This window comes from Caulobacter sp. CCNWLW153, assembly GCF_036889365.1.
Classification (GTDB): domain Bacteria; phylum Pseudomonadota; class Alphaproteobacteria; order Caulobacterales; family Caulobacteraceae; genus Caulobacter; species Caulobacter radicis.
This window is the reverse complement of record NZ_JBAKFV010000006.1, coordinates 222,734-242,767: the sequence shown is the minus strand read 5'-3', so window position 1 is coordinate 242,767 and position 20,034 is coordinate 222,734. Positions and strand designations below refer to the sequence as shown.

Sequence of the window (20,034 nt, the reverse complement as noted above, 5' to 3'; positions counted from 1 at the left end):
GTCAGTTGCAACGCCGCCCCAGCCAGCGCCTCGCACAGGGCGTCCGGGCTGTCGGCGGCCCCGAGGCCGGCCAACGGCGAGCCGAGAGCGCTTGGGCGGGTTGGCCAAACTTTGCTCGGCACGGCGTCCTTCCAGCCCTACGCAACTAAAAAGGCGGCGAGCGGTCCAGGCTGCCGGCGCGCCGTCACGCCAGTCTAGGCGCCCGCACCTCAGGGACCAGCTATACTCTTGTATAACGCCCTCGCCGCCTCCTCGCCCGAAGGAACGGCGAGGCCGGGCCTGCGGATACGGCATGGCCCTAGCGTTCGGGCGACGGGCCGTGACGGGCGACCGATCAGTGAGACGCTGGCGGCGGGGCCAGACCGCCAAGAGCCGTGGGCGGCTCCAACAACAGGCTCATCTCGGCCAGGGCCGCGGCCAATTCGGCTTGGGCGGCCCTGGCCTCGTCAAAGGCCCGTTCAAGCGCGGCGGGCGTCGAAAAGCCGGTGAGCGCGGTCCTGACGCGCTGAGCCGACACCGAGGCGGCCTCGGCGTGCAGCGCCAGGCTCTGGGGCACGCCGAACAGGGCGCCGCGGGCCCACGGGGAGAGTGAAGCGGAAATCGTCATGGTCGTGTCTCCAGTCGGGCCGGTTTCGGGACCGCAGATGTGCCCGGAGCTCGGCACTCAAGAAACCCGAATAAAATCGACGAAGACGTGCGAATAATTCGAAAGACTTCAGCCGGCGTCTTGCTGCTCGAAGCGTTCGATCAGGAACCGGGCGGCAGGTCCCGGCGGGGTGTCGCTGCGATAGATCGCCTGCAGGCGATAGGGCCCGCCCTTGACGTCGGGCATATCCAGGTGGACCAGGCGGCCGGCCGCGATGTCCTCGCGCACCATGGGCTCGGGCATGTTGCCCCAGCCGATCCCTTCTTTCAGCAGCATGTGCTTGGAGCCCAGGTCGGCCAGGCGCCAGGTGCGGGTGGCGACCACGGCGAACTCCAGGCCCTGGGTCAGGGCCGAGCGATCGGTCAGGACGAGCTGGATGTGCTCGCGGCCCGCGCCCGGCGCGTTGCGTCCCGCCAAGGCCAGGGGGTGGGTCGGGGCGGCCACGGGGATCAGCTGGACGAACCCCACCCCGACCCGCTCGAGGCCGTCGACCTCGACATCCAGGGGACCGCTGATCCCAAGGCCGGCCCCGCGGCCGAGCACCATCTGGGTGACCGCGCCGAGCGCCTCGACATAGAGGCGCAGGGTGACGGTGGGAAATTCCTCGTTGAAGGCGCGCAGGGCGTCGGTGACCCGGGCGGCGGGCAGCATGACGTCCAGCGCCAGGTTGACCTCCGGCTCCAGACCCTGGAGCAGGCCCTTGACCTTGGCGCGCAGGCCGTTGACGCCGTTGGTGACGGTCCGGGCCTCGGCCAGCACCGTGCGCCCCGCGTCGGTGAGCTGAGGCTTCTTGGTGATGTTGCGGTCGAAGAGCTGGACGCCAAGCTGGTTTTCGAGATTGGCCACCGAATAGCTGATCACCGAAGTGGCGCGCCCCAGGCGCTTGGCGGCGGCGGCGAAGCTGCCGCAGTCGACGATGGTCTGAAACACTTTCAGCTGGTCGAGCGTCGGCGTACCGGGATCTGACATTCTGATTCCTCGAACGATTTGGCCGAACTTATCCCAGTTTTTTCGATCCGTCAGCAGGCCTAGCTTTTGGTCATCGAACGCCGCGGCGCTCGGCGGGCCGGCGCCAAGCCGGCGCCCCGGGCGCGGCAGAACACGCTGGAGCCGCCATGACCCTGATTTCCGCCGCCGCCGACATCGAACAGATCCTGCTACCGGCCGTACGCGACCTTGGCGACGGCTTCGAAGTGCGCCGCGCCCTGCCCTCGGCCCAACGCCGCATGGTCGGGCCTTTCATCTTCCTGGACACCTTCGGTCCGGTGACCTTCGGGGCCGGCCAGGGCGTCGACTCCCGTCCTCACCCCCATATCGGCCTGTCGACTTTGAGCTATCTGCTTGAGGGCGAGATGCTTCATCGCGACAGCGAAGGCTATGTCCAGGCCCTGCGGGCCGGCGAGGTCAACCTCATGACCGCCGGCAGCGGCATCGTCCATTCCGAACGCACGCCCGACGCCGACCGGGCCAGCGACCAGGCCCGCCTGTTTGGGGTCCAGGCCTGGATCGCCCTGCCGACCCGCGCCGAGGAAACCGATCCCAGCTTCCAGCATGTCATGGGCGAGGCGCTGCCGAGCCTGGAGGGCGAGGGCATCAGCCTGCGGCTTTTGGCCGGCAGTCTCCTGGGACGGCGCGCGCCGACCCACACCCATTCGGACCTCTTCAGCGCCGATGTGGCCCTGGCGGACGGCGCAAGGTTCCGGGTCGACGCCGAACATGTCGAGCGCGCCGTCTATGTGCTGGACGGCCAGGTCGAGGCGCAGGGCCAGACCGGCGCCTTCGGCAAGGACCAGCTGGTGGTCTTCAAGCCCGGCGCGGAGATCGTGCTGCGCGCCAGGGGCCCCGCCCGACTGCTGCTGCTCGGCGGCGAGCCCCTGGCCGAAAAGCGACACGTCTATTGGAACTTCGTCTCCTCGCGTCGCGAGCGGATCGAGCAGGCGGCCGAGGACTGGCGCGAGCGGCGCTTCCCCGGCGTGCCCGGCGAGACCGAGTTCACCCCCTTGCCGCAGGCCGCGCCCAAAGCGGCGTGACCGACGACCCGGACCGCGCCGCCGGCTTCGGCGCGCCCATTTCTCTCTCAAGGATACCTCTCATGACCTATGCCATCATCGGCTCGGGCGCGATCGGCGCGGCGCTGGCCGGCCGCTTCGCGGCCCAGAACATTCCCGTCCTCATCGCCAACAGCCGCGGGCCCGCCTCGCTGGCGCCGCTGGTCGCCGAGCTTGGCCAGTCGATCCGCCCCGCCGAGCTGGTCGAGGCGCTCCGCGCCGACATCGTCATCCTCGCCGCGCCCTTCACCGCCGCGGCGCAGATCCTGGCCCAAGGCGGGGATTTCGGCGGCCGCATCCTCATCGACGCCACCAACGCCATCAACTTCGCCGACTTCACGCCCGCCGACCTGGGCGGGCGGCTGTCGAGCCAGATCCTCGCGCAGGCCGCACCGGGCGCGCGCCTGGTCAAGGGGTTCAACACCCTGCCCGCCAAGATCCTGGCCGCCGATCCCAAGGTGGAAGGCGCGCGACGCACGGTCTTCCTGTCGAGCGACGAGCCTGCGGCCGCCGCCGAGGTTGGTCGCCTGGCCGAGGCGCTCGGCTATGGGCAGATCTATCTGGGGCGGCTGGCCGAGGGCGGCCGGCTGCAGCAGTTCGGCGGCGCGTTGATGGTCCACAGCCTCCTCAAGCAATAGCGGCCGGGCGGCGTCGGGCGACAGGCCCGCCGCCGCCGCGCCTGTCGCCCTGACCGGAGCCCTCCATGACCCGCAACCCTCGTCCGACGTGGCGCGCCGAGCCCCTGCGCGCGCGCGTGCTGCGCGCGGCCGACACGCTGTTTGCCAGCGCGGGCGCGTCGCGAACCTCGATGGAGGCCGTGGCCAGCCTTGCAGGTACGCGCAAGATGTCGGTCTATCGCCTCTATGCGTCCAAGGCCGAACTGGTCTGCGCTTGGCTCGACCTGCGCCTGGCCGCCGAGGCGGACCTCTGGGCGCACCGTCGCCCGCTGGGCGCGGCCGGGGCGCGGCGGCGACTGGTCGCGCTGCTGCGACTGGCCCGGGCCACGCCCCTGGACAAGCGGCTGGGCCTTGCGCAGGTCGACGACCTCGAGACTCTGGGCCCCGCGGTGGCCGCTCGGCTCCAGACGCGTCTGGACCTGCACCTATCGCGGCTGGAGGCCTTCTGTCGCGAGGCCGGAGCCGCCGATCCCCTCCTGGCCGCCTGGACCCTGGCTTGCTTCCTCCACGCCGGCGGGACCGGGCGCGGCCTGGTTCCGCCGGGCCTGGATCCACGGCGCCTGGCCGATCTGGCCCTGGCGGCAGGCCGCGCGCCCGCCGCCGCCCCCGTCTTTGTCTAATCCCAACCCAAAGGACGACGCCAATGTCTTCAAATCCGATCGCGCGCCTGTGGCGCCTGCTCATTCTGGTCTGGGCCGTGCGCTTGGTCGCCAAGCAACTGAGCCGCCGCTATCGCCTCGCGGCGTCACGCCGCGACCGCCTCTCGTGGCGCTGATGGCCGACGCCGCCCTGACAGCCCTCTCGAACCATCGACCGGCAACGCAACCCCGAGCCGTCGATGACTCCGGACAAGATCGTTCTAATTGATCGATGATCTTGGTCGATCTTATGCGGATTTCGCGATCATTCGAGCTGGCCTATTTGAACCGGGCTTCCACAGGAGATCCCCCATGACCAACCTTCGCCTCGTCCGTTCGCGCCATCGCGCCTTTCACACCATCGAGGGCGATGGGTTCGACGTGCAGCGCGCCGTGCCCAACGCCGGCTATGAGAGCGTCGGCCCGTTCATCTTTCTCGATCACTTTGGTCCCATCGCCTACAAGCCTGGCGAGGCCAAGGGCGCGTCGGCTCATCCTCACGCTGGCATTGAGACCCTGACCCTGCTGCTGGACGGCCGCATGCGCCACAAGGACAGTTTGGGCAACGCCAGTTCCATGGCCCCCGGAGATGTCCAGTGGATGCGCGCTGGTCGCGGCGTGGTCCATGATGAACAACCTGACACGGCGGCGATGCGCCCCGGACAGACCACCCATGGCGTGCAGCTTTGGATCAACCTGCCGGCGGCCAGCAAGCATGTCGAGCCTCGCTATCGCCATGTGACCGCCGCGGAGATCCCGTTGGTCCCGGGCGTCGACGGCAAGGTCAAGGCGCGTCTGGTGGCCGGCGCCATCGGTGGTCTGCAGGGCCCCATCGAGACCCTGGGGGCGCCGCTGGCCTTGCACGCCTCGTTCGAGGGCGCCGACACCCTGGTCCTGGACACCCCGCATGTGCGCGAGTTGGCGGTCTACGTCATGCTCGGCGCGGCCCGGATCGGCGGCCAGGCGGTCGAGGCCGGTGCGTTGGCCTGGATCACGGACGGTGACCTGCTGAGCCTGCAAGCCGAAGCCGGGACCGAGCTGGTTGTGATCGGCGGCGACCCGCTCGACGCGCCGATCGTTCGCTACGGCCCGTTCGTGATGAACACCGCCGACCAGCTCAATCGCGCCGTTCGCGACTATCAGGCGGGCAGGATGGGCCACATCGCCGCCTAGTCTTCGAGCCTTCCAAAGCGCCAAGCCGGGACCGTCCAAGCGGTCCCGGCTTTCGGCCGTTGCGGCGCGACCGTTCCAATTTATCGACCATCATGATAGAGTTTATTCGGCTATTTCAGCATCGACGCGTGTGGGAGAACCAAGGCGCAGGGCGGCGACGGGCCACTCTGGACGACCTTCGAGGCTCCCATGACCGGCCTTTCTCACACCGCCGCGACCTTCATCGCCCAGCACGCGGCCTGGGCGGGCTTGGCTCTGGGCCTGGTCACGTTCGGGGAGTCGATGGTGGTGGTTGGCGCGTTCCTTCCCGCCACCGTGATGTTGCTGGCGGCGGGCGGCATGATCGCCGCGGGCGTGCTTGAACCGATATCGGTGTTTGGCTGGGCCCTGGTCGGCGCGATCCTTGGGGACGCCCTGTCCTATTGGCTTGGCCGCCGCCTCGGCGCACGAGCGTTGCGCCATCCGCTGCTGTCGCCTCATCATCGCCTGGTGGCGCGCACGCGGCTTTTAACCCGGCGCCATGGCGTGGCCTCGCTGTTCATCGGCCGCTTCGCCGGGCCGCTGCGCGCGTTCATTCCGGTCGCCGCGGGGATGGCGCGCATGCCCGCCCGCCACTTCCATCTGGCCAATATCGGCTCAGCGGTCGTCTGGGTCGCGGCGTTCCTGACGCCAGGTTACCTGGCCGCTCGCGGGGTCTCCGCCATTCCAGCCTCCACCTTGATCGGCGTTCTGGCCGGGCTGGGGGCGGCGGCCGCGGCGATCCTCGCGATCTCCAAACTGCGGGGTTGGCGGCCCTTGCCTAGGGCGCTTCAGACGACGGCCGGTTGCGGGCTGCGCGTCGCGCCGTGCTGAAGCGCGCCCAAAGCCACCAGGTCGGGCCCCTGCGCCTCGGCGATGTCCTCGGCGAACTGCACCAGGGCCTCCACGGCGGGAGCCGCCCGGCCGTGTGAGGGAAGATAGACATAGGCCACCAGCGGCTCCTCCTCCCAACCGTCGAACAGTCGCACCAGGGCGCCGCTGCGCAGGTCTTCGCGGACCATGAAATCCAGCAGCTGGCCGATGCCCGCGCCGCCGAGCATCGAGGAGCGCAGGCCGAGCGGATGGTTGACCATCAGGCGCCGGGCCGGGTCGAAGGTGCGCAGCTCCCCGTCGCGCCGAAAGCGCCAGGGCGTGGGTCGCGAGGAGGACGGCTCGAGCAGGCGGACGAAATCGTGATCGCCGGCGCAGAGCTCTTCGGGCGAGGCCGGCACGCCCTTGCGGGCCAGGTAGCTTGGGGCCGCGCATGTGGCGATCGGCATGGCCATGAGCGGCCGCACCACCGCCCCGAACGTTTCCGGCGGCCCAAATCGAATGGCCAGATCGAACCGCTCGGCCAAAAGATCCACCGGCTGCTCGGTGCTGACCAACTCCACCGAAAGCCTGGGAAAGCGGTCGAGCAAGGCGCCCAGCCTCGGGGCCAGCAAGAGGTTGCCAAACACAGTGTCGCAATTGACCCGGATCCGCCCCTGGACTTGCGAGCGCCCTCGCGAGATTTCGTCGGCGACGTCCTTGAACCCGTCCAGCAGCGGCGCCATCCGCTCGTAGAACGATCGCCCCTCGCGGGTCAGGCTGACCCCCCTTGCGCCCCGGTCGAACAGGATCAGGTTGAGCCTTGTCTCCAGGCGCGCGATGGCGCGGCTAACCCCGGACTTGGTCAGGCCAAGAACGTCCCCGGCCTTCAAGAAGGTGCCGGTATCGACAACGGCCACGAAGACGCTGACGCCACTGATTAGTCTGCCATCGAACGCCAAGATCAGCCCGCCCTCTGCAATTGCGCCTCACGTCGCCAAACGATGTGAGACCGCCTGGTACCGGTCTTGGTTTAGTCCTGGCGCAAGGGCCAATGGTCATTTGAGATATATCGATCAGATTTGGCGAAAGACCCAGTAAAACACGAGATAAACCGGCTTGTGTGCTTTTGGGCGCAGACGGCGTGCGGGGCCGCGCCGGGCCGCGTCAGGTCCCCCCGGAAGGCCAGCGCCACTTATCGATCCGATCGAAAAGCCATTTCGATATTTTAGGAGTTCATCGAAAAGGCCAACCCCTTCAGATAGGGAGCGCGGCGGTGCGCCGGGGCGGCTCGTGACGTTTGTACTCCTATGGATCTGAAGCAGTTTCGCTACTTCCTGGCGGTCGCCGAGGAAGGGCATTTCGGGCGTGCGTCCGAACGGCTCAACATCGTGCAATCGGCTCTGAGCATGCAGATTCGGGCGCTCGAGGAGGAATTGGGCGCACAACTGTTCACCCGCACCAGTCGCCGGGTCGAGCTGAGTCAGGCCGGCGCCCTGTTTTTCGTGGAAGCCCAGCGCACCTTGGCGCAGGCCGAGCGCGCCCGCCTCGTGGTCGAGCGCGCGGCCTTGGGTGAGGTCGGCAACCTGCGCATCGGTTTTTCCGGCAACGCGGTCCTGGGCGGGAAGATTTCCGCAGACCTACAGGTGTTTAGAACCCGCTATCCGCACGTCGAACTGGACTTGCAAGAACTTGCGCCCGCCATGCAGATGGAGGCGGTTCTCTCGGGTCGGATCGATCTGGGCTATCTGCCGGCCATGGGCTATCGCTACCCTCGCGGCCTCGACGCTCACCCGATCGGCGCCTGGCCCTGGTTGCTGGCGATCAACCGCACCCACCGCCTGGCCGCCAAGCCCCGCCTGGGCACGGAGGACCTGCTCGGCGAGACCTTCGTGATCTATGGCGCCAGCGACCCGGAAGCTGGCCACGTCTCGGTGATCCGCAAGATGCTGGGATGCGCGCCGGCGGCGGTTCGCAGCGGTCCCACCACCCTGACGGTGCTGGCCATGGTCGGCGCCGGGCTGGGGGTGTCGCTTGTGCCCGCCGCCGTCGGTGAGGTGGACATGCCCAATGTCGCCTATCGCGCCGTGGAGGGTTTCGACGACGTCTGTCACATGGTGCTGATCAGTCGCGCCGACGAGGCCACGGGCCCGTTGCGCGCCTATGTTGATATGGCCGCCGCCCCCGCCATGGCCTGACGCCAACATCCCGGTCCAAGGTTTGGCCGGCGTTGCGGGCGCGTCATCGGACGGGTGACCAAAGGGCGTTCGCCGAACCGTTCGAGCCCACCCTAGTCTTGATCATCGCTTCCAGCCCACGCCTGGACCGGAGACCAAGATGAAGACCATGAGAGCCGTGCGGCCAGCCCCTGACGGTCAGGGCGTTCGCCTGCAAACCGTCGCCCTGCCCCAGACCGGTCCCGAAGAGGTCCTGGTCGAGCTTGGCGCTTCGGCGATCGATCCCCTTGAGAGCCTGGAGACGGTTTCTGAACGCACGCTCGGACGCGATTTCGCGGGCGTGGTGATCAGCGACGGCGAATGGGCGGGGAAGGAAGTGTGGGGTTCAGGCAACGGCTTCGGCGTCGACCGGGACGGGGCCCAGGCAGACTATGTGAGCGTTCCGACCAGTTGGCTGTCGGAAAAGCCGCCGAGCCTGGGCATGGGTCCCGCCGCCGCGGTCGGTGCGCCGTTCATCGCCGCGTGGGCGGCGCTGGCCGCCGCCAGGCTACAGCCTGGCGAGACCGTCCTGATCCTGGGCGCCTCGACCCCGCTGGGGCGGGCCACGGCGCTCCTGGCCCGCGTCCGAAAGGTCAAGGTCATCGGCGCGGACATGGTCGCCCTCGCCCCGGCGAGCGACGCCTATATCGACCTGCGGGTTCAGGGGCTGTCGGCCGAGGTGCGCGCCCTGACCGACGACCAGGGCGTGGAAGTGGTCATCGATACCCTGGGCGGCGCGCTCTTCTCACCGTCCCTGGGCGCGCTGGCGCGGGACGGGCGCTACATCCTGTTGGCCGGCCAGAGGGGCGCGTGCACCAGCTTCGACCTCAGCCGCTTCCACAGCCATCGTCATCGCCTGATCGCTGTTGATCCTTCCCAGCTTTCGGGAATCGAGATCGCCGAAATCCTCGATCAGTTACGGGCCCTGTTTGACGCCTCGCTCCTGGCGCCGCCGCCCTCGGAGACCTGGCCGCTTGATCAGGCGCCAGCCGCCTACGCGGCCGCCCAGCACGGCGGATGGCCACGCCACGTGCTGACGGCCCCCTGAATCCCTCCCGGCGACGGGGGTGCGATGGGCGCCGAACGGTCGAATAGATCGATCATAACTGTCGAACTTATTCGGCTATTTCGCAGATCGCGACGGCGCCAAATTCCCACTGCGACGACGGCAACGGCCGCGTCGGACATGTTTCAAAGGAGGCCACCATGGCCAAGGTTCTCGTTCTCTACTACTCCTCCTATGGCCACATCGAGACGATGGCCAAGGCCGTCGCCGAGGGCGCGCGCGGCGTCGGCGCCACGGTCGACATCAAGCGCGTTCCCGAGACCGTGCCTGAAGAGATCGCCAAGGGCGCTCACTTCAAGCTCGACCAGGAAGCGCCGGTGGCCACCGTCGCCGACCTCGAACACTACGACGCCATCATCGTCGGCGGGGGCACGCGCTTTGGCCGCATGAGCTCGCAGCTGGCCGCGTTCCTCGACCAGGCCGGCGGCCTGTGGGCCCGCGGCGCGCTGAACGGCAAGGTCGGCGCGGCCTTCACCTCGTCGGCCACCCAGCACGGCGGCAACGAGACCACCCTGTTCTCGATCATCACCAACCTGCTGCACTTTGGCATGACCATCGTGGGCCTGCCCTACAGCCACGCCGGGCAGATGACCGTCGAGGAAATCACCGGCGGCGCGCCCTACGGCGCCACCACCATCGCCGGCGGCGACGGCTCGCGTCAGCCCAGCGACCTGGAACTGGCCGGCGCCCGCCACCAGGGCGAACTGGTCGCCCGCACCGCCGCCAAGCTGTTCGACTAATTCCCCTCCGCCCGGTCCTCCCCCCCCATTGACCGGGCGTGAACGTCGGCCGGCTCCGCCCCCCCCCCCAAGGAGCCGGCCGACCCCTTCCCTGTCGGCGCGCCATCCCGCGCGCCTGGAGAGTTCCCATGTCCTCCGAATTCCAAGACAAGGTCGTCCTCGTCACCGGGGCCGGCTCGGGCATCGGTCGCGCCGCGGCCCAGGCCTTCGCCGCCCAGGGCGCGCTGGTCTATGCCGGCGACCTCAACGCCGAAGGTCTTGAGGAGACCCAAGGCCTGATCACCGCCGCCGGCGGCCAGGTCCAGATTGCGCGCATCGACGTTTCCGACGAGGCCGACATCGCCGGCCTGGCGGCGCGCATCGACCGCGAGACCGGCCGGCTCGACGCGGCGTTCAACAACGCCGGAATCACCGGTCCCACCCATCTGATCGAGGACTATCCGCTCGAGGCCTTCGACCGGGTCATCGCCATCAACCTGCGCAGCGTCTTCCTGGGCATGAAGCACCAGATCCCGCTGATGAAGCGGGCCGGTTCGGGCGCCATCGTCAACACCGCCTCGGTGGCGGCCATCACCGGGCCGGGCGCGATGAGCGCCTACGCCGCCTCCAAGCATGGCGTGCTGGGCCTGACCCGGGTGGCGGCGATGGAAAACGCCGCCCACGGGGTGCGCGTCAACGCCCTGGCCCCCGGCTGGACGGAGACCCCGATGGTCGTGGCCAACAGCGCCCAGAACCCGGCCTTCGCCGAGCTGGCCAAGAAGGCGATTCCCGCCAAGCGCGGCGGGCAGCCGGCCGAACTGGCCGACGCGGCCGTCTGGCTGGCCGGCCCTCACGCCTCCTACGTCTTTGGCCAGCTGATCGTCGTCGACGGCGGCATGACCATCGGCGGCTTCGAACCCTAAGCGCGCTCGCGCCCGCTCAACCCTTCATCCGGAGCTATTCCATGACCCTCTCCACCGAGAGCCAGGCGGCCATCGCCGTCGTTCGCCGCAACACCGAGCAGGTCCAGGGCCAGGGCGACTGGGCCCTGTTCGAGGACCTTTTCGCCCAGGACTTCCTCGACCACACCCCTCAGCCGGGCGGCACGCCCGACCGGGCCGGCGCGCTCAAGCTCTACAAGACCCTGCGCGGCGCCTTTCCCGACTTTCACGCCGACATTCACTGGCAGGTCGCCGACGGCGACCTGGTGACCACCTACAAGACCTATCACGGCACCCACACCGGCGGCCCGTTCCTGGGCGTGGCACCGACCGGCAAGGCCATCGCCTTCGAGACGGTGGACGCCATGCGCATCAAGAACGGCCAGATCTCCGAGCACTGGGGCGTGGCTAATCTCTACAAGGTCCTCGAGCAACTGGGCGCCCTGCCGGCCCCGACCGCCTAGCCCTCAACGTCATCGCCATCCCTGCCCCACCGCGCGGCCACGGCCGCGCGAACCCTTCCTCACGCCTTATCGACAGAGATTTGAACATGAGCGACATCCTCGCCAACAAGGTGGTCGTCGTCACCGGCGCCTCCAGCGGCATCGGCCGCGCCATCGCCATCCGGGCCGCCGAACACGGCGCGCGCGCTGTCATCGTCTCGGACGTCACCGAGGCCCCCCGCGAGGGCGGCGAGCCGACCGCGGCGGTGATCGAGGCCCTCGGGGTCACGGCCCGCTTCGTCAAGGCCGACGTCTCCAAGCGGACCGACAACGACGCCCTGGTGGCGGCGGCCGAGGACCTGGGCGGCGTCGACGTCTTCGTCGCCAACGCCGGCATCACCCTGCGCACCGACGGCGCCGATGTGCCCGAAGAGGACTACCGACGGCTGATGTCGGTCAATCTCGACGGCCCGCTGTTTGGCGCCCAGGCGGCCGCCCGGTCGATGAAGGCCAAGGGCAAGGCCGGCAGCATCGTGCTGATGGCCTCGATGGGCGGTCTCGTCGGCGCGGGCATCACCGTGGCCTATTCGACCAGCAAGGGCGGCGTGGTGCTGATGGCCAAGTCGCTGGCCGACGCCCTGGGTCCGGACGGCATCCGGGTCAACGCCGTCGCGCCGGGCACGATCGACACCGAGCTGCTGCGCACCGCCGCCGGCATCGCCGAGGCTTCGGAGGGCTTTCGCAAGCGCACCCCGCTGCGTCGCCTGGGCCAGCCTTCGGAGATCGGCGATGCGGTGGCCTATCTCGGCTCGGACCTGTCCAGCTACGTCACCGGCCACGCCCTGACCGTCGACGGCGGCCTGCTGGCGGTCATCTGAGACAAGGGCGCCCCGCGCCGCGGGCGCGGAGCGCCTCCCCTTCCTTTTCTCGCCGCACCGCCCGCGCGGGCGTCAATCCAAAGAGCCTGTCCATGGCAAACTCCGATCATCCGCAACCGGCGCGACGCCAGGTCCTGGCCAGCGCCGTCCTGGGCGCGGTGGCCCTGGGCTCTGGCCCGCTGCGCGCCCCGTCGGCCCAGGCCCAGGCCGGGTCCGGCTCGCCCCGCAAGGGTTCAGGCCCGATCGATGTGCTGATCGTCGGCGGCGGCTCGGCTGGCGCGGTGTTGGCCGCCCGGCTCAGCGAACGGGCCGACCGCCGCGTGCTGCTGCTCGAGGCCGGGCGCGCCTATCCGGCCTGGGATTATCCGCCGGTGATCGCCGCCAGCGACCGGCTCGGCGGCGATACGGGTCATGAGTGGGGTTTTCGGACCGAGCCCGGCTATGTCGGCCACCCAATCGGGGCCGTTCGCGGCAAGGTTCTGGGCGGCAGCTCGGGCGTCAACGGCGCGGTCGCCATTCGGCCCACCCGCGCCGATCTGCGAGACTGGAACCTGCCGGGCTGGTCTTATGAGGAGCTGCTGCCGGCCTTCAAACGGCTGGAGTCGGCCGACCAGGGCGACCCGGCCCTGCACGGCTTCGACGGTCCCCTGCCGGTGCGACAACTGACCCACGACGACGTCACGCCGATGCAGAAGGCGTTCATCGCCGCCACCCGCGCCAACGGCTTTGCGGCCGTCGCCGATTTCGACGGGCCCGACCCGCACGGGGTCGGCCCCTATCGGATGAACATCGTCAACGGCGTGCGGGTCAACACCGGCATGGCCTTCCTGACCAACGCGGTGCGGGCGCGGGCTAATCTGGCGATCCGCGGCGAGGTGCTGGTCGACACCGTGATCTTCGAGGGTGGGCGCGCTGTGGGCGTGCGCCTGGCCAGCGGCGAGGACATCCGCGCCAAGGAGGTGATCCTGTCGGCCGGGACCTATGGCAGCGCCGCGATCCTGCTGCGCTCGGGCATTGGACCTGCACGAGACCTGGCGGCCCTGTCGATCCCGGTCGTCGCCGACCTTCCGGTGGGGCGGCACTTCAAGGACCACCCGTTCTACTACAACGCCTATGCCGCCAGACCCGATCGGATCGGCGCGGCCTCGCCGGCGATCGGCGCCAAGCTATGGACCCGGTCCAGTCTGGCCGCCCCGGACCAATTGGATCTCCACGTCACGGCCACCCACCTTTTCCCGCACGACCAGAGCCCAACCGGGGTCGGCTTCGTCCTGGCCGTGGCCATGACGAAGCCTGCGTCGACGGGCCGGATCTGGCTCGACAGCAAGGACCCTGCCGCCGCGCCCAGGATCGATCCCAATTTCCTGGGCGAGGCGCAGGATCGCGCCCGCCTGCTCGAGGGCGTCAAGATCGCCCGCCGGATCGGCCAGACCGCCCCGCTCTCCGACCTGATCCAGACCGAGCTTTCGCCAGGGCCGTCAGCCTTGAGCGATGCGGCCATCGCGCAATCGATCAGGACGACTTTGGACACCTATCACCATCCCACCTCCAGCGCGCCGATGGGCCGGCGCGGCGATCGCAAGGCCGTGGTCGATCTCGAGGGCCGGGTTCTGGGCCTGGAGGGCCTGCGGGTCATCGACGCCTCGATCTTCCCCGACACCGTATCGGTGGCCACCAACATCGCCACCATCGCCGTGGCCGAGCACCTGGCCGCCCGGATGACCTGATTGTTCCAAAAACCTGTCCATAACGCTCTATCTTATTCGGCTATTCCGAAGATCAGGGCGACGGCAAAGTCACATTCATCGGCGGCGCCGCTTCGGAGCCGCAAGCAACCAAGGGACTTCAAGACCATGACCGACACTGCTCTCTCGCGTTCGACCGCTTCGTATTCCGACAAGCTGGCCGCCTCCTTTCCGATCGCCGCCGCGCCCGCGCTGGGCCGCCTGCTGCTGGCCGGCCTCTTCCTGATCTCGGGCGTCGGCAAGATCGCCGCCCCGGCCATGACCATCGGCTACATCCAGTCGGTCGGCCTGCCTTTCCCCGAAGTAGCCTATGCCGGCGCCATCTTCGCCGAGATCGTCGGCGGCCTGGCCCTGGTTCTGGGGTTCCAGACGCGCCTGGTGGCCTTGGCCCTGGCCGGCTTCTCGATCGCCACGGCCGTGACTTTCCACAACGCCCTGGGCGACCAGAACCAGTTCATCCACTTCCTCAAGAACGTCTCGATCGCCGGCGGTCTGCTGCAGGTGGTCGCCTTCGGCGGCGGTCGCTTCAGCCTCGACGCCCTGCGCGCCCGCTGATCCCCACCGGGCCGGAGGCTCTGCGCCTCCGGCTCCGCCTCTCCTTCGGAGTGTCTTCGCCATGTCGACGATGAAAGCCGTTCGTTTCGAGGCCTATGGCCCGCCCTCGGCGCTGAGCCTGCGCGATGTCGCCGTCCCCGCCCTCAATCCCGGCGAGGTCCTGGTTCGCATCGACGCCGCCGCGGTCAACCCCAGCGACGTCAAGATCGTTTCGGGCCTGTTCAACGCCACCACCCCCCGCACGCCGGGCCGCGACTTCGCCGGCCTCGTCGTCGCCGGCGCGGGCCAGGAGGGGCGCGAGGTGTGGGGAAGCGGCGCGGGCTTTGGCTTTCGACGCGACGGGGCGATGGCCCAGTTCGCCGTCGTGCCGGCCGCCTGGCTCTCCGACAAGCCCAGGACCCTGTCGATGGCGCAGGCCGCCGCGGTCGGCGCGCCCTATGTCGCCGCCTGGTCGGCGATCGTCACGGCCGGCCGCGTCGAAGCCGGCCAGACCGTGCTGATCACCGGCGCCCTGGGCGCGGTCGGCCGCGCCGCCACCGAGATCGCCCACTGGAAGGGCGCCAAGGTGATCAGCGCGGACCGGAGCGATCGCCCCAGCAAGGCCGACCATCTGATCGATCTTCGCCGCCAAGAGCTGGTCGAGACCGCCCGCGGCCTGACCGGCGGGCGCGGCGTCGACCTGGTGCTGGACGCCGTCGGCGGCGAGCTGTTCGAGCCGGCGCTCAGGACCCTGGCCAGCGGGGGCCGGCAGGTGGCGATCACCAGCGTGGGCTCCAGCCGCGTCAGTTTCGACCTGGCCGACTTCTACCACGCCCGGCTGCAACTGGTCGGCCTCGACACCGCCAAGCTCAGCGGCGAGGAGATCGCCTTGATCCTGGACGCCGTCCGCGGCGGGTTCGAGGGCGGACACTTCGAGCCGCCCGCTGTCCGCACCTGGCCCCTGGACGACGCCAGGGCCGCCTTCGAGGCCGTCGCGGCCGGAACGGCGGACGCCAAGCCGGTGCTCCTGCCAGCCGCCTGACCGGCTCCTTGCTCGAATTTATCGATCATATGGGTCGATCTTATTCGGCTATTTCGCACCACCGCTTGAGGTCAAAGTACAGGGGTCGCCCCGGACCACTGGGGCCTCCCGCAGGACCTTCGTCATGTGCAACCTTCACCATCGCCCCCTCGCCCGCCTGGCGCCGGCCCGCCTCCTCCACCGCCTTCGCGCCCTGATCCGGCGCCTGGACCAGATCTGCGCGGGCGCGGCGAGCTGGGACGCCTTGCGGGGCCTTAGCCCCCAGGAGCGACCGCTTCACCACCACGCCCTGAGCGTCCACGGCCATCACGGCCCGGCGCTGCACGCCCACCCATCCAACCATACCGGCGGCCACCGGCCGTCCGCCCTGGAGATCGACCCATGAGCGCCGTCATCCGTTTCCACGCCACCGGCCCCGCCGACGTCTTGACCCTCGAGGACGAAATCGTCGCCGCCCCGGGCGCCGGCCAGGTTCGCCTGCGCCAGGAGGCCATCGGGATCAACTTCGTCGACACGATGTTCCGCAGCGGTGCGTTCGGCGCGCCCCTGCCCTTCGTCACCGGCGTCGAGGCCGCCGGCGTGATCGACGCGGTCGGCCCAGGCGTCACCGGCTTCAAGCCCGGCGACCGGGTCGGCTACTTCTTCGCGCCGGGAGCGTATGCCGCCGAACGCCTGGTCGCCGCCGACGTCCTGATCGCCCTGCCCGACGATCTGCCCAGCCTCCAGGCCGCGGCCCTGATCACCAAGGGCCTGACGGCCTGGATGGCGGTCAAGGATCTCTTCCCGGTCAAGCCGGGCCATGTCGTCCTGGTGCAGGGCGCGTCGGGCGGGGTCGGCGCCTTGGTGGCGGCCTGGGCCAGGGACCTGGGCGCCACCGTCATCGGCACGGGCTCACCGGTCAAGCGCGCCCGGGTCGCTGCGGTCAGCGATCACGCCCTGGCCTCGGACGATCCCAACCTTGGCGAGACGATCCGCGCCCTGGCCCCTGGCGGCGTCGACGTCGTCTACGACTTCGTCGGCAAGGCGGTGGCCCAGGCCAGCCAGGCCGCGGTGGCCGACGGCGGGGCGATCATCACCATCGGCGCGGCGTCCGGCGCCCCCGGCTTCGACACCGCCGCGCTTGCCGCCCGGGGCGTTCGCACCGGGGGCGGCAGCACCGGCCAGTCGGTGGGCCATCGCCTGGCGGCCGCGGCCGCCGAGGTGTTCGACGCCTATCGGCGCGGGGTGTTTGGGACCCTGGACATCACCACCTTCCCCTTGAGCCAGGCCGCCCAGGCCCATCGGGCGATCGCCGACCGCACCCTCCTGGGCTCGGGCGTGCTCCTGCCCTAGGCGCGCGTCACACCCCAAGCCTCCACGCCAGACCCGCCCCAGGAGACGCCATGAACGCGCTCGCCCTTTCCAAGCCCGCCGGGCTCGACCAGATCCGCGCCGTCGACCTGGGACGCCCGCGCGATCCGGGTCCTGGCGAGATCGTCGTGCGGCTGCAGGCCAGTTCGCTGAACTATCACGACCTGGCCGTGGCCCTGGGCTATCTGCCGACCGCGCAGGGCCGCATCCCGCTCTCGGACGGGGCGGGTCGGGTCGAGGCGGTGGGGCCTGGGGTCGCGGACCTGGCGGTGGGCGACCTGGTCGTCTCGCTGTTCTTCCCCGACTGGCGAGACGGCCGCCCGCCGGTCGCCGACTTCTCGCGCACCCCGGGCGATGGGCTGGACGGCTACGCCCGCTCCCATGTCACCGCGCCGGCCAGCTTCTTCACCCAGGCCCCGAAGGGCTTTGACGCCCTGCAGGCGGCCAGCCTGACCACCGCCGGCCTGACCGCCTGGCGGGCCCTGGTGGAAGGCGGCGTCAAACCCGGCGACCGGGTGCTGGTGCTGGGCACGGGCGGGGTCTCGGTCTTCGCCCTGCAGTTCGCCAGGATGATGGGCGCGCAGGTGGCGGCGACCTCCGGGTCCGACGACAAGCTCGCGCGGATCGGCGCCCTGGGCGCAGATCATCGGGTCAACTACCGCCGCCAGCCCGACTGGAGCGCCTCGATCCTGGACTGGACGGACGGTGTCGGCGTCGATCACGTGATCGAGGTCGGCGGCCCCGCCACCCTGGGCCAGTCGATCGCGGCGACGAGGCTGGGCGGGCATATCGCGCTGATCGGCGTGCTGACGGGTTTCTCCGGCGAGATCCCGAACGCCGCGCTGATGGCGCGTCAGATCCGCCTGCAGGGGGTCACGGTCGGCAGCGCCCGCCACCAGAAGGAGATGATCAAGGCCATCGACGCCAATGGCCTGGCGCCCGTCATCGACCAGGTGTTCCCGGTGGCCGAGCTTGGCCAGGCCCTGGGCCTGATCCAGGCGGGCGGCCACTTCGGAAAGGTCGGCGTCGACCTGACCTTTTGACCGCTCAGCGGTCCATGGCGCGTCCCCCCAGGCCGCGCCGCGGCAATCTGCGCCGGCGCCGACAAGGCCCTCAAACCTCCTATCTAAAATCCTGTAAAGACGGGAGATTGAACACGGCATGGCCGGCGGCTGGACGCAGGACGGGGGGTCTCGATCAGATTGAAGACACGATCACCGACGGCGTGCTGCATGCGCGCGCACCGCGGCAGGCGACGGCACGGCCTTTTGCGTCGAGTGCGGCGAGGACATCCCGCTGGCCCGCCGCCGCGCATTGCCCAGCGCCCGCACCTGCATCGACTGCCAGTCGGGTCGTGACCGGCGCGTGGTGATCGGCGGCGTCAATCGCCGGGGCAGCAAGGACAGCCAGCTTCGCTGAGGGCCCTTGCTTTGCGCGCTCGCCCGGCGGACTCGAGCTAGTCCCGATCGAACCGGCGCGGATGGACGGCCGCCAGATCATCGAATGGGACAAGGACGACATCGACGAACTGAAGTTCATGAAGGTCGACGTCCTGGCGCTGGGCATGCTGACCTGCCTCAAGCACGGCCTGGATTTGCTCAAGGATCACAAGGGGATCAACCTGGATCTTGCGACGATCCCGCCCGAGGACCCGCGCACCTGTGCGATTATCCGCAAGGCCGACACCCTGGACGTTTTCAAGATCGAAAGCCGGGCGCAGATGGCCATGCTGCCGCGCCTGAAGCCCCGCTCGTTCTATGACCTGGTCATCGAGGTGGTGATCGTGCGGCCAGGCCGATCCAGGGCGACATGGTCCACCCCTATCTGCGCCGCCGCGAGGGCAAGGAGAAGGTCGGAGTGAAAACGGCGGCTATCGGCGGGATCTGCTGAAGGCCGTTGCGCAGCGGGTCGAGGTGTCCTCGGAGGGGGGCCTGCGCGTCAGCGGCTGCAAAGTCGAGCTGCTGCGGGCCATTTCGGCGAACAACGGCGTATAATCGGCGGCTCTAGACGTTCATACGCGTGAGCCGGTCTGCCGCGCCGAGCGGGCTTCTAACCTCCCGTGTGGGGCTCGCGAGATTCAGCCTATCGACGGCCTAAGGGCGTCGCTGGTTCCACTATGGCGCCGCGCGAAGTCGACGAACGCCTTGAACGCGGCGGTCGGATTGCGCCGGCTCGGATAATAGAGGCTCAAGGGTGACAGGCTTGGCGTCCAGTCCTCGAGCACGCGCACGAGGCGGCCAGCCTCGATGTCGTCTCGCACATCGGACTCCATCGCCAGGGTCAGGCCCACGGAGGCCAGGGCTGCGGTGCGGGCGAGGCTCGCTTCGTCGAGAGTAACGGCGCCCTCGACGTCGATCTGGACGGACTGTCCATCCTTCTCGAACGGCCAGCGGTAGATCGCGCCGTTGGGAAGCCGGACGCGGAGACAGGAATGCTCCGCCAGGTCCTGGGGGATCACGGGCGTCCCGTGCGCCTTCAAATAGCCCGGTGAGCCAACCACGACATTGCGCCGCGCGCCGCCCAGCCGGAGCGCGATCATGTCGACGGGCACAAGGTCGGCGCTGCGAACGCCGAAGTCGAAGCCGCCCTCGACGATGTCCACGAGGCGCCCCTCCGTGACGATATCGATGTGAACCTGCGGGTGCACGCGCAGGAAGGGAAGGACGAGCCAGGAGAAGATTTCCCGCGCCGCTGTGGGAAAGGCATTGATGCGCAGCGTGCCCGAAGGGGCCGTTTTCTGGGAGCGCGCAATGTCCATCGCTTCGTGAATGTCGCGCACGGCGGGCGCGACCTGCGCAACGAATTGCTGGCCAGCCTCGGTCAGGGAGACACTTCGCGTCGTGCGGTTGAAGAGCCGTACGCCGAGCGAGCGTTCCAGCTTTACGATCGCGTTGCTGAGCGCAGTCGTCGACATCCCTAGCTCAAGCGCAGCCGTGCGGAACTTGCCCCGTCGGGCGACCATCAGGACGGCGTCCAGTTCGGTAAGGCTGCCTTGGACCATTGTCCTGCCTTTCGTGATGAAGCGTCCCTGATTGACCGGATTATCACGCAAACTGGCGACGTCTAACTTGTCTGGCAAGCGCACTTCCA

General features: G+C 69.3%; 22 protein-coding genes and 2 pseudogenes. 20 read left to right on the top strand and 4 right to left on the bottom strand.

What is annotated here, in order from left to right:
* Positions 1-334 precede the first annotated feature (334 nt).
* Positions 335-607 (bottom strand): hypothetical protein, encoded by a 273-nt coding sequence (locus tag V6S85_RS12020; RefSeq protein WP_116569778.1) that lies wholly within the window; start codon positions 605-607, stop codon positions 335-337.
* Positions 608-715: 108 nt separating this feature from the next.
* Positions 716-1,615: a LysR family transcriptional regulator gene (locus V6S85_RS12015; protein WP_116569777.1), complete on the bottom strand. Its 900-nt coding sequence runs from the start codon at positions 1,613-1,615 to the stop codon at positions 716-718.
* 146 nt (positions 1,616-1,761) lie between these two features.
* Between V6S85_RS12015 and V6S85_RS12010 the strand changes: the two genes are divergently transcribed.
* The 6 genes from V6S85_RS12010 to V6S85_RS11985 all read left to right on the top strand — a co-directional run bounded on the left by V6S85_RS12010 (position 1,762) and on the right by V6S85_RS11985 (position 6,034).
* Positions 1,762-2,676 carry a pirin family protein gene (locus tag V6S85_RS12010; RefSeq protein ID WP_116569776.1) on the top strand — a complete coding sequence of 305 codons (915 nt, stop codon included), beginning with the start codon at positions 1,762-1,764 and terminating at the stop codon, positions 2,674-2,676.
* A 62-nt stretch (positions 2,677-2,738) separates the two neighbouring features.
* Positions 2,739-3,332 (top strand): NADPH-dependent F420 reductase, encoded by a 594-nt coding sequence (locus V6S85_RS12005; protein ID WP_116569775.1) that lies wholly within the window; start codon positions 2,739-2,741, stop codon positions 3,330-3,332.
* A 65-nt stretch (positions 3,333-3,397) separates the two neighbouring features.
* Positions 3,398-3,991: a TetR/AcrR family transcriptional regulator gene (locus tag V6S85_RS12000; protein WP_334349024.1), complete on the top strand. Its 594-nt coding sequence runs from the start codon at positions 3,398-3,400 to the stop codon at positions 3,989-3,991.
* A 23-nt stretch (positions 3,992-4,014) separates the two neighbouring features.
* Positions 4,015-4,146, top strand: a complete 132-nt coding sequence (locus tag V6S85_RS11995; protein ID WP_334349023.1) for a hypothetical protein — start codon at positions 4,015-4,017, stop codon at positions 4,144-4,146.
* A 175-nt stretch (positions 4,147-4,321) separates the two neighbouring features.
* Complete coding sequence (locus V6S85_RS11990; RefSeq protein WP_334349022.1) at positions 4,322-5,182, top strand: pirin family protein; 861 nt, start codon at positions 4,322-4,324, stop codon at positions 5,180-5,182.
* Between the two features lie 189 nt (positions 5,183-5,371).
* Positions 5,372-6,034, top strand: coding sequence for a DedA family protein (locus V6S85_RS11985; RefSeq protein ID WP_116569772.1), 663 nt, complete (start codon positions 5,372-5,374; stop codon positions 6,032-6,034).
* Here V6S85_RS11985 and V6S85_RS11980 read toward each other — a convergent pair.
* Positions 5,992-6,930, bottom strand: a complete 939-nt coding sequence (locus V6S85_RS11980) for a LysR family transcriptional regulator (protein ID WP_133244829.1) — start codon at positions 6,928-6,930, stop codon at positions 5,992-5,994. The two genes, V6S85_RS11985 and V6S85_RS11980, sit on opposite strands and share 43 nt — an antisense overlap.
* Positions 6,931-7,320: 390 nt before the next feature.
* Here V6S85_RS11980 and V6S85_RS11975 point away from each other — a divergent pair, with 390 nt between their 5' ends.
* From V6S85_RS11975 to dnaE2, 14 genes and pseudogenes are all read left to right on the top strand, one after another.
* Positions 7,321-8,208, top strand: coding sequence for a LysR substrate-binding domain-containing protein (locus V6S85_RS11975; protein ID WP_116569770.1), 888 nt, complete (start codon positions 7,321-7,323; stop codon positions 8,206-8,208).
* A 139-nt stretch (positions 8,209-8,347) separates the two neighbouring features.
* On the top strand, positions 8,348-9,274 hold the full coding sequence (locus V6S85_RS11970; RefSeq protein WP_116569769.1) for a quinone oxidoreductase family protein: 927 nt from the start codon (positions 8,348-8,350) through the stop codon (positions 9,272-9,274).
* A gap of 158 nt (positions 9,275-9,432) precedes the next feature.
* Positions 9,433-10,032 (top strand): NAD(P)H:quinone oxidoreductase, encoded by a 600-nt coding sequence (wrbA, locus tag V6S85_RS11965; RefSeq protein ID WP_116569768.1) that lies wholly within the window; start codon positions 9,433-9,435, stop codon positions 10,030-10,032.
* Between the two features lie 128 nt (positions 10,033-10,160).
* A complete protein-coding gene (locus tag V6S85_RS11960; protein WP_334349021.1) occupies positions 10,161-10,934 on the top strand; it encodes an SDR family NAD(P)-dependent oxidoreductase in 774 nt (257 codons plus the stop codon).
* 41 nt (positions 10,935-10,975) lie between these two features.
* Entirely contained in the window at positions 10,976-11,416 is a 441-nt protein-coding gene (locus tag V6S85_RS11955) for an ester cyclase (RefSeq protein WP_116569766.1), read from the top strand.
* An 86-nt stretch (positions 11,417-11,502) separates the two neighbouring features.
* Complete coding sequence (locus tag V6S85_RS11950) at positions 11,503-12,273, top strand: SDR family NAD(P)-dependent oxidoreductase (protein WP_207780807.1); 771 nt, start codon at positions 11,503-11,505, stop codon at positions 12,271-12,273.
* Between the two features lie 92 nt (positions 12,274-12,365).
* Positions 12,366-14,000 carry a GMC family oxidoreductase gene (locus V6S85_RS11945; RefSeq protein WP_116569764.1) on the top strand — a complete coding sequence of 545 codons (1,635 nt, stop codon included), beginning with the start codon at positions 12,366-12,368 and terminating at the stop codon, positions 13,998-14,000.
* 126 nt (positions 14,001-14,126) lie between these two features.
* Entirely contained in the window at positions 14,127-14,573 is a 447-nt protein-coding gene (locus tag V6S85_RS11940; protein WP_116569763.1) for a DoxX family protein, read from the top strand.
* Positions 14,574-14,634: 61 nt separating this feature from the next.
* Positions 14,635-15,594 (top strand): quinone oxidoreductase family protein, encoded by a 960-nt coding sequence (locus V6S85_RS11935; RefSeq protein WP_334349020.1) that lies wholly within the window; start codon positions 14,635-14,637, stop codon positions 15,592-15,594.
* Between the two features lie 124 nt (positions 15,595-15,718).
* Entirely contained in the window at positions 15,719-15,979 is a 261-nt protein-coding gene (locus V6S85_RS11930; protein WP_133244828.1) for a hypothetical protein, read from the top strand.
* Positions 15,976-16,926, top strand: a complete 951-nt coding sequence (locus tag V6S85_RS11925) for an alcohol dehydrogenase catalytic domain-containing protein (protein ID WP_116569760.1) — start codon at positions 15,976-15,978, stop codon at positions 16,924-16,926. The genes V6S85_RS11930 and V6S85_RS11925 overlap by 4 nt, the downstream gene beginning before the upstream one ends.
* 50 nt (positions 16,927-16,976) lie before the next feature.
* Positions 16,977-17,987 (top strand): zinc-dependent alcohol dehydrogenase family protein, encoded by a 1,011-nt coding sequence (locus tag V6S85_RS11920; protein WP_116569759.1) that lies wholly within the window; start codon positions 16,977-16,979, stop codon positions 17,985-17,987.
* Positions 17,988-18,222: 235 nt separating this feature from the next.
* Positions 18,223-18,363, top strand: a pseudogene (locus tag V6S85_RS26595) (TraR/DksA C4-type zinc finger protein); the annotation flags it as partial.
* 13 nt (positions 18,364-18,376) lie between these two features.
* Positions 18,377-18,798: pseudogene (dnaE2, locus tag V6S85_RS11915) on the top strand (error-prone DNA polymerase); the annotation flags it as partial.
* A gap of 223 nt (positions 18,799-19,021) precedes the next feature.
* Here the strand turns inward: dnaE2 and V6S85_RS11910 are convergent.
* Complete coding sequence (locus V6S85_RS11910) at positions 19,022-20,023, bottom strand: LysR family transcriptional regulator (protein ID WP_243410667.1); 1,002 nt, start codon at positions 20,021-20,023, stop codon at positions 19,022-19,024.
* Positions 20,024-20,034 lie beyond the last annotated feature (11 nt).

Coding starts and splice junctions, on each gene's coding strand:
- V6S85_RS11995 (WP_334349023.1), top strand. CDS start 4,015: ATGTCTTCAAATCCGATCGCGCGCCTGTGGCGCCTGCTCATTCTGGTC.
- V6S85_RS11945 (WP_116569764.1), top strand. CDS start 12,366: ATGGCAAACTCCGATCATCCGCAACCGGCGCGACGCCAGGTCCTGGCC.
- wrbA (WP_116569768.1), top strand. CDS start 9,433: ATGGCCAAGGTTCTCGTTCTCTACTACTCCTCCTATGGCCACATCGAG.
- V6S85_RS11940 (WP_116569763.1), top strand. CDS start 14,127: ATGACCGACACTGCTCTCTCGCGTTCGACCGCTTCGTATTCCGACAAG.
- V6S85_RS11925 (WP_116569760.1), top strand. CDS start 15,976: ATGAGCGCCGTCATCCGTTTCCACGCCACCGGCCCCGCCGACGTCTTG.
- V6S85_RS11950 (WP_207780807.1), top strand. CDS start 11,503: ATGAGCGACATCCTCGCCAACAAGGTGGTCGTCGTCACCGGCGCCTCC.
- V6S85_RS12000 (WP_334349024.1), top strand. CDS start 3,398: ATGACCCGCAACCCTCGTCCGACGTGGCGCGCCGAGCCCCTGCGCGCG.
- V6S85_RS11935 (WP_334349020.1), top strand. CDS start 14,635: ATGTCGACGATGAAAGCCGTTCGTTTCGAGGCCTATGGCCCGCCCTCG.
- V6S85_RS12005 (WP_116569775.1), top strand. CDS start 2,739: ATGACCTATGCCATCATCGGCTCGGGCGCGATCGGCGCGGCGCTGGCC.
- V6S85_RS11985 (WP_116569772.1), top strand. CDS start 5,372: ATGACCGGCCTTTCTCACACCGCCGCGACCTTCATCGCCCAGCACGCG.
- V6S85_RS12015 (WP_116569777.1), bottom strand. CDS start 1,615: ATGTCAGATCCCGGTACGCCGACGCTCGACCAGCTGAAAGTGTTTCAG.
- V6S85_RS12010 (WP_116569776.1), top strand. CDS start 1,762: ATGACCCTGATTTCCGCCGCCGCCGACATCGAACAGATCCTGCTACCG.
- V6S85_RS11975 (WP_116569770.1), top strand. CDS start 7,321: ATGGATCTGAAGCAGTTTCGCTACTTCCTGGCGGTCGCCGAGGAAGGG.
- V6S85_RS11920 (WP_116569759.1), top strand. CDS start 16,977: ATGAACGCGCTCGCCCTTTCCAAGCCCGCCGGGCTCGACCAGATCCGC.
- V6S85_RS12020 (WP_116569778.1), bottom strand. CDS start 607: ATGACGATTTCCGCTTCACTCTCCCCGTGGGCCCGCGGCGCCCTGTTC.
- V6S85_RS11955 (WP_116569766.1), top strand. CDS start 10,976: ATGACCCTCTCCACCGAGAGCCAGGCGGCCATCGCCGTCGTTCGCCGC.
- V6S85_RS11970 (WP_116569769.1), top strand. CDS start 8,348: ATGAAGACCATGAGAGCCGTGCGGCCAGCCCCTGACGGTCAGGGCGTT.
- V6S85_RS11960 (WP_334349021.1), top strand. CDS start 10,161: ATGTCCTCCGAATTCCAAGACAAGGTCGTCCTCGTCACCGGGGCCGGC.
- V6S85_RS11930 (WP_133244828.1), top strand. CDS start 15,719: ATGTGCAACCTTCACCATCGCCCCCTCGCCCGCCTGGCGCCGGCCCGC.
- V6S85_RS11990 (WP_334349022.1), top strand. CDS start 4,322: ATGACCAACCTTCGCCTCGTCCGTTCGCGCCATCGCGCCTTTCACACC.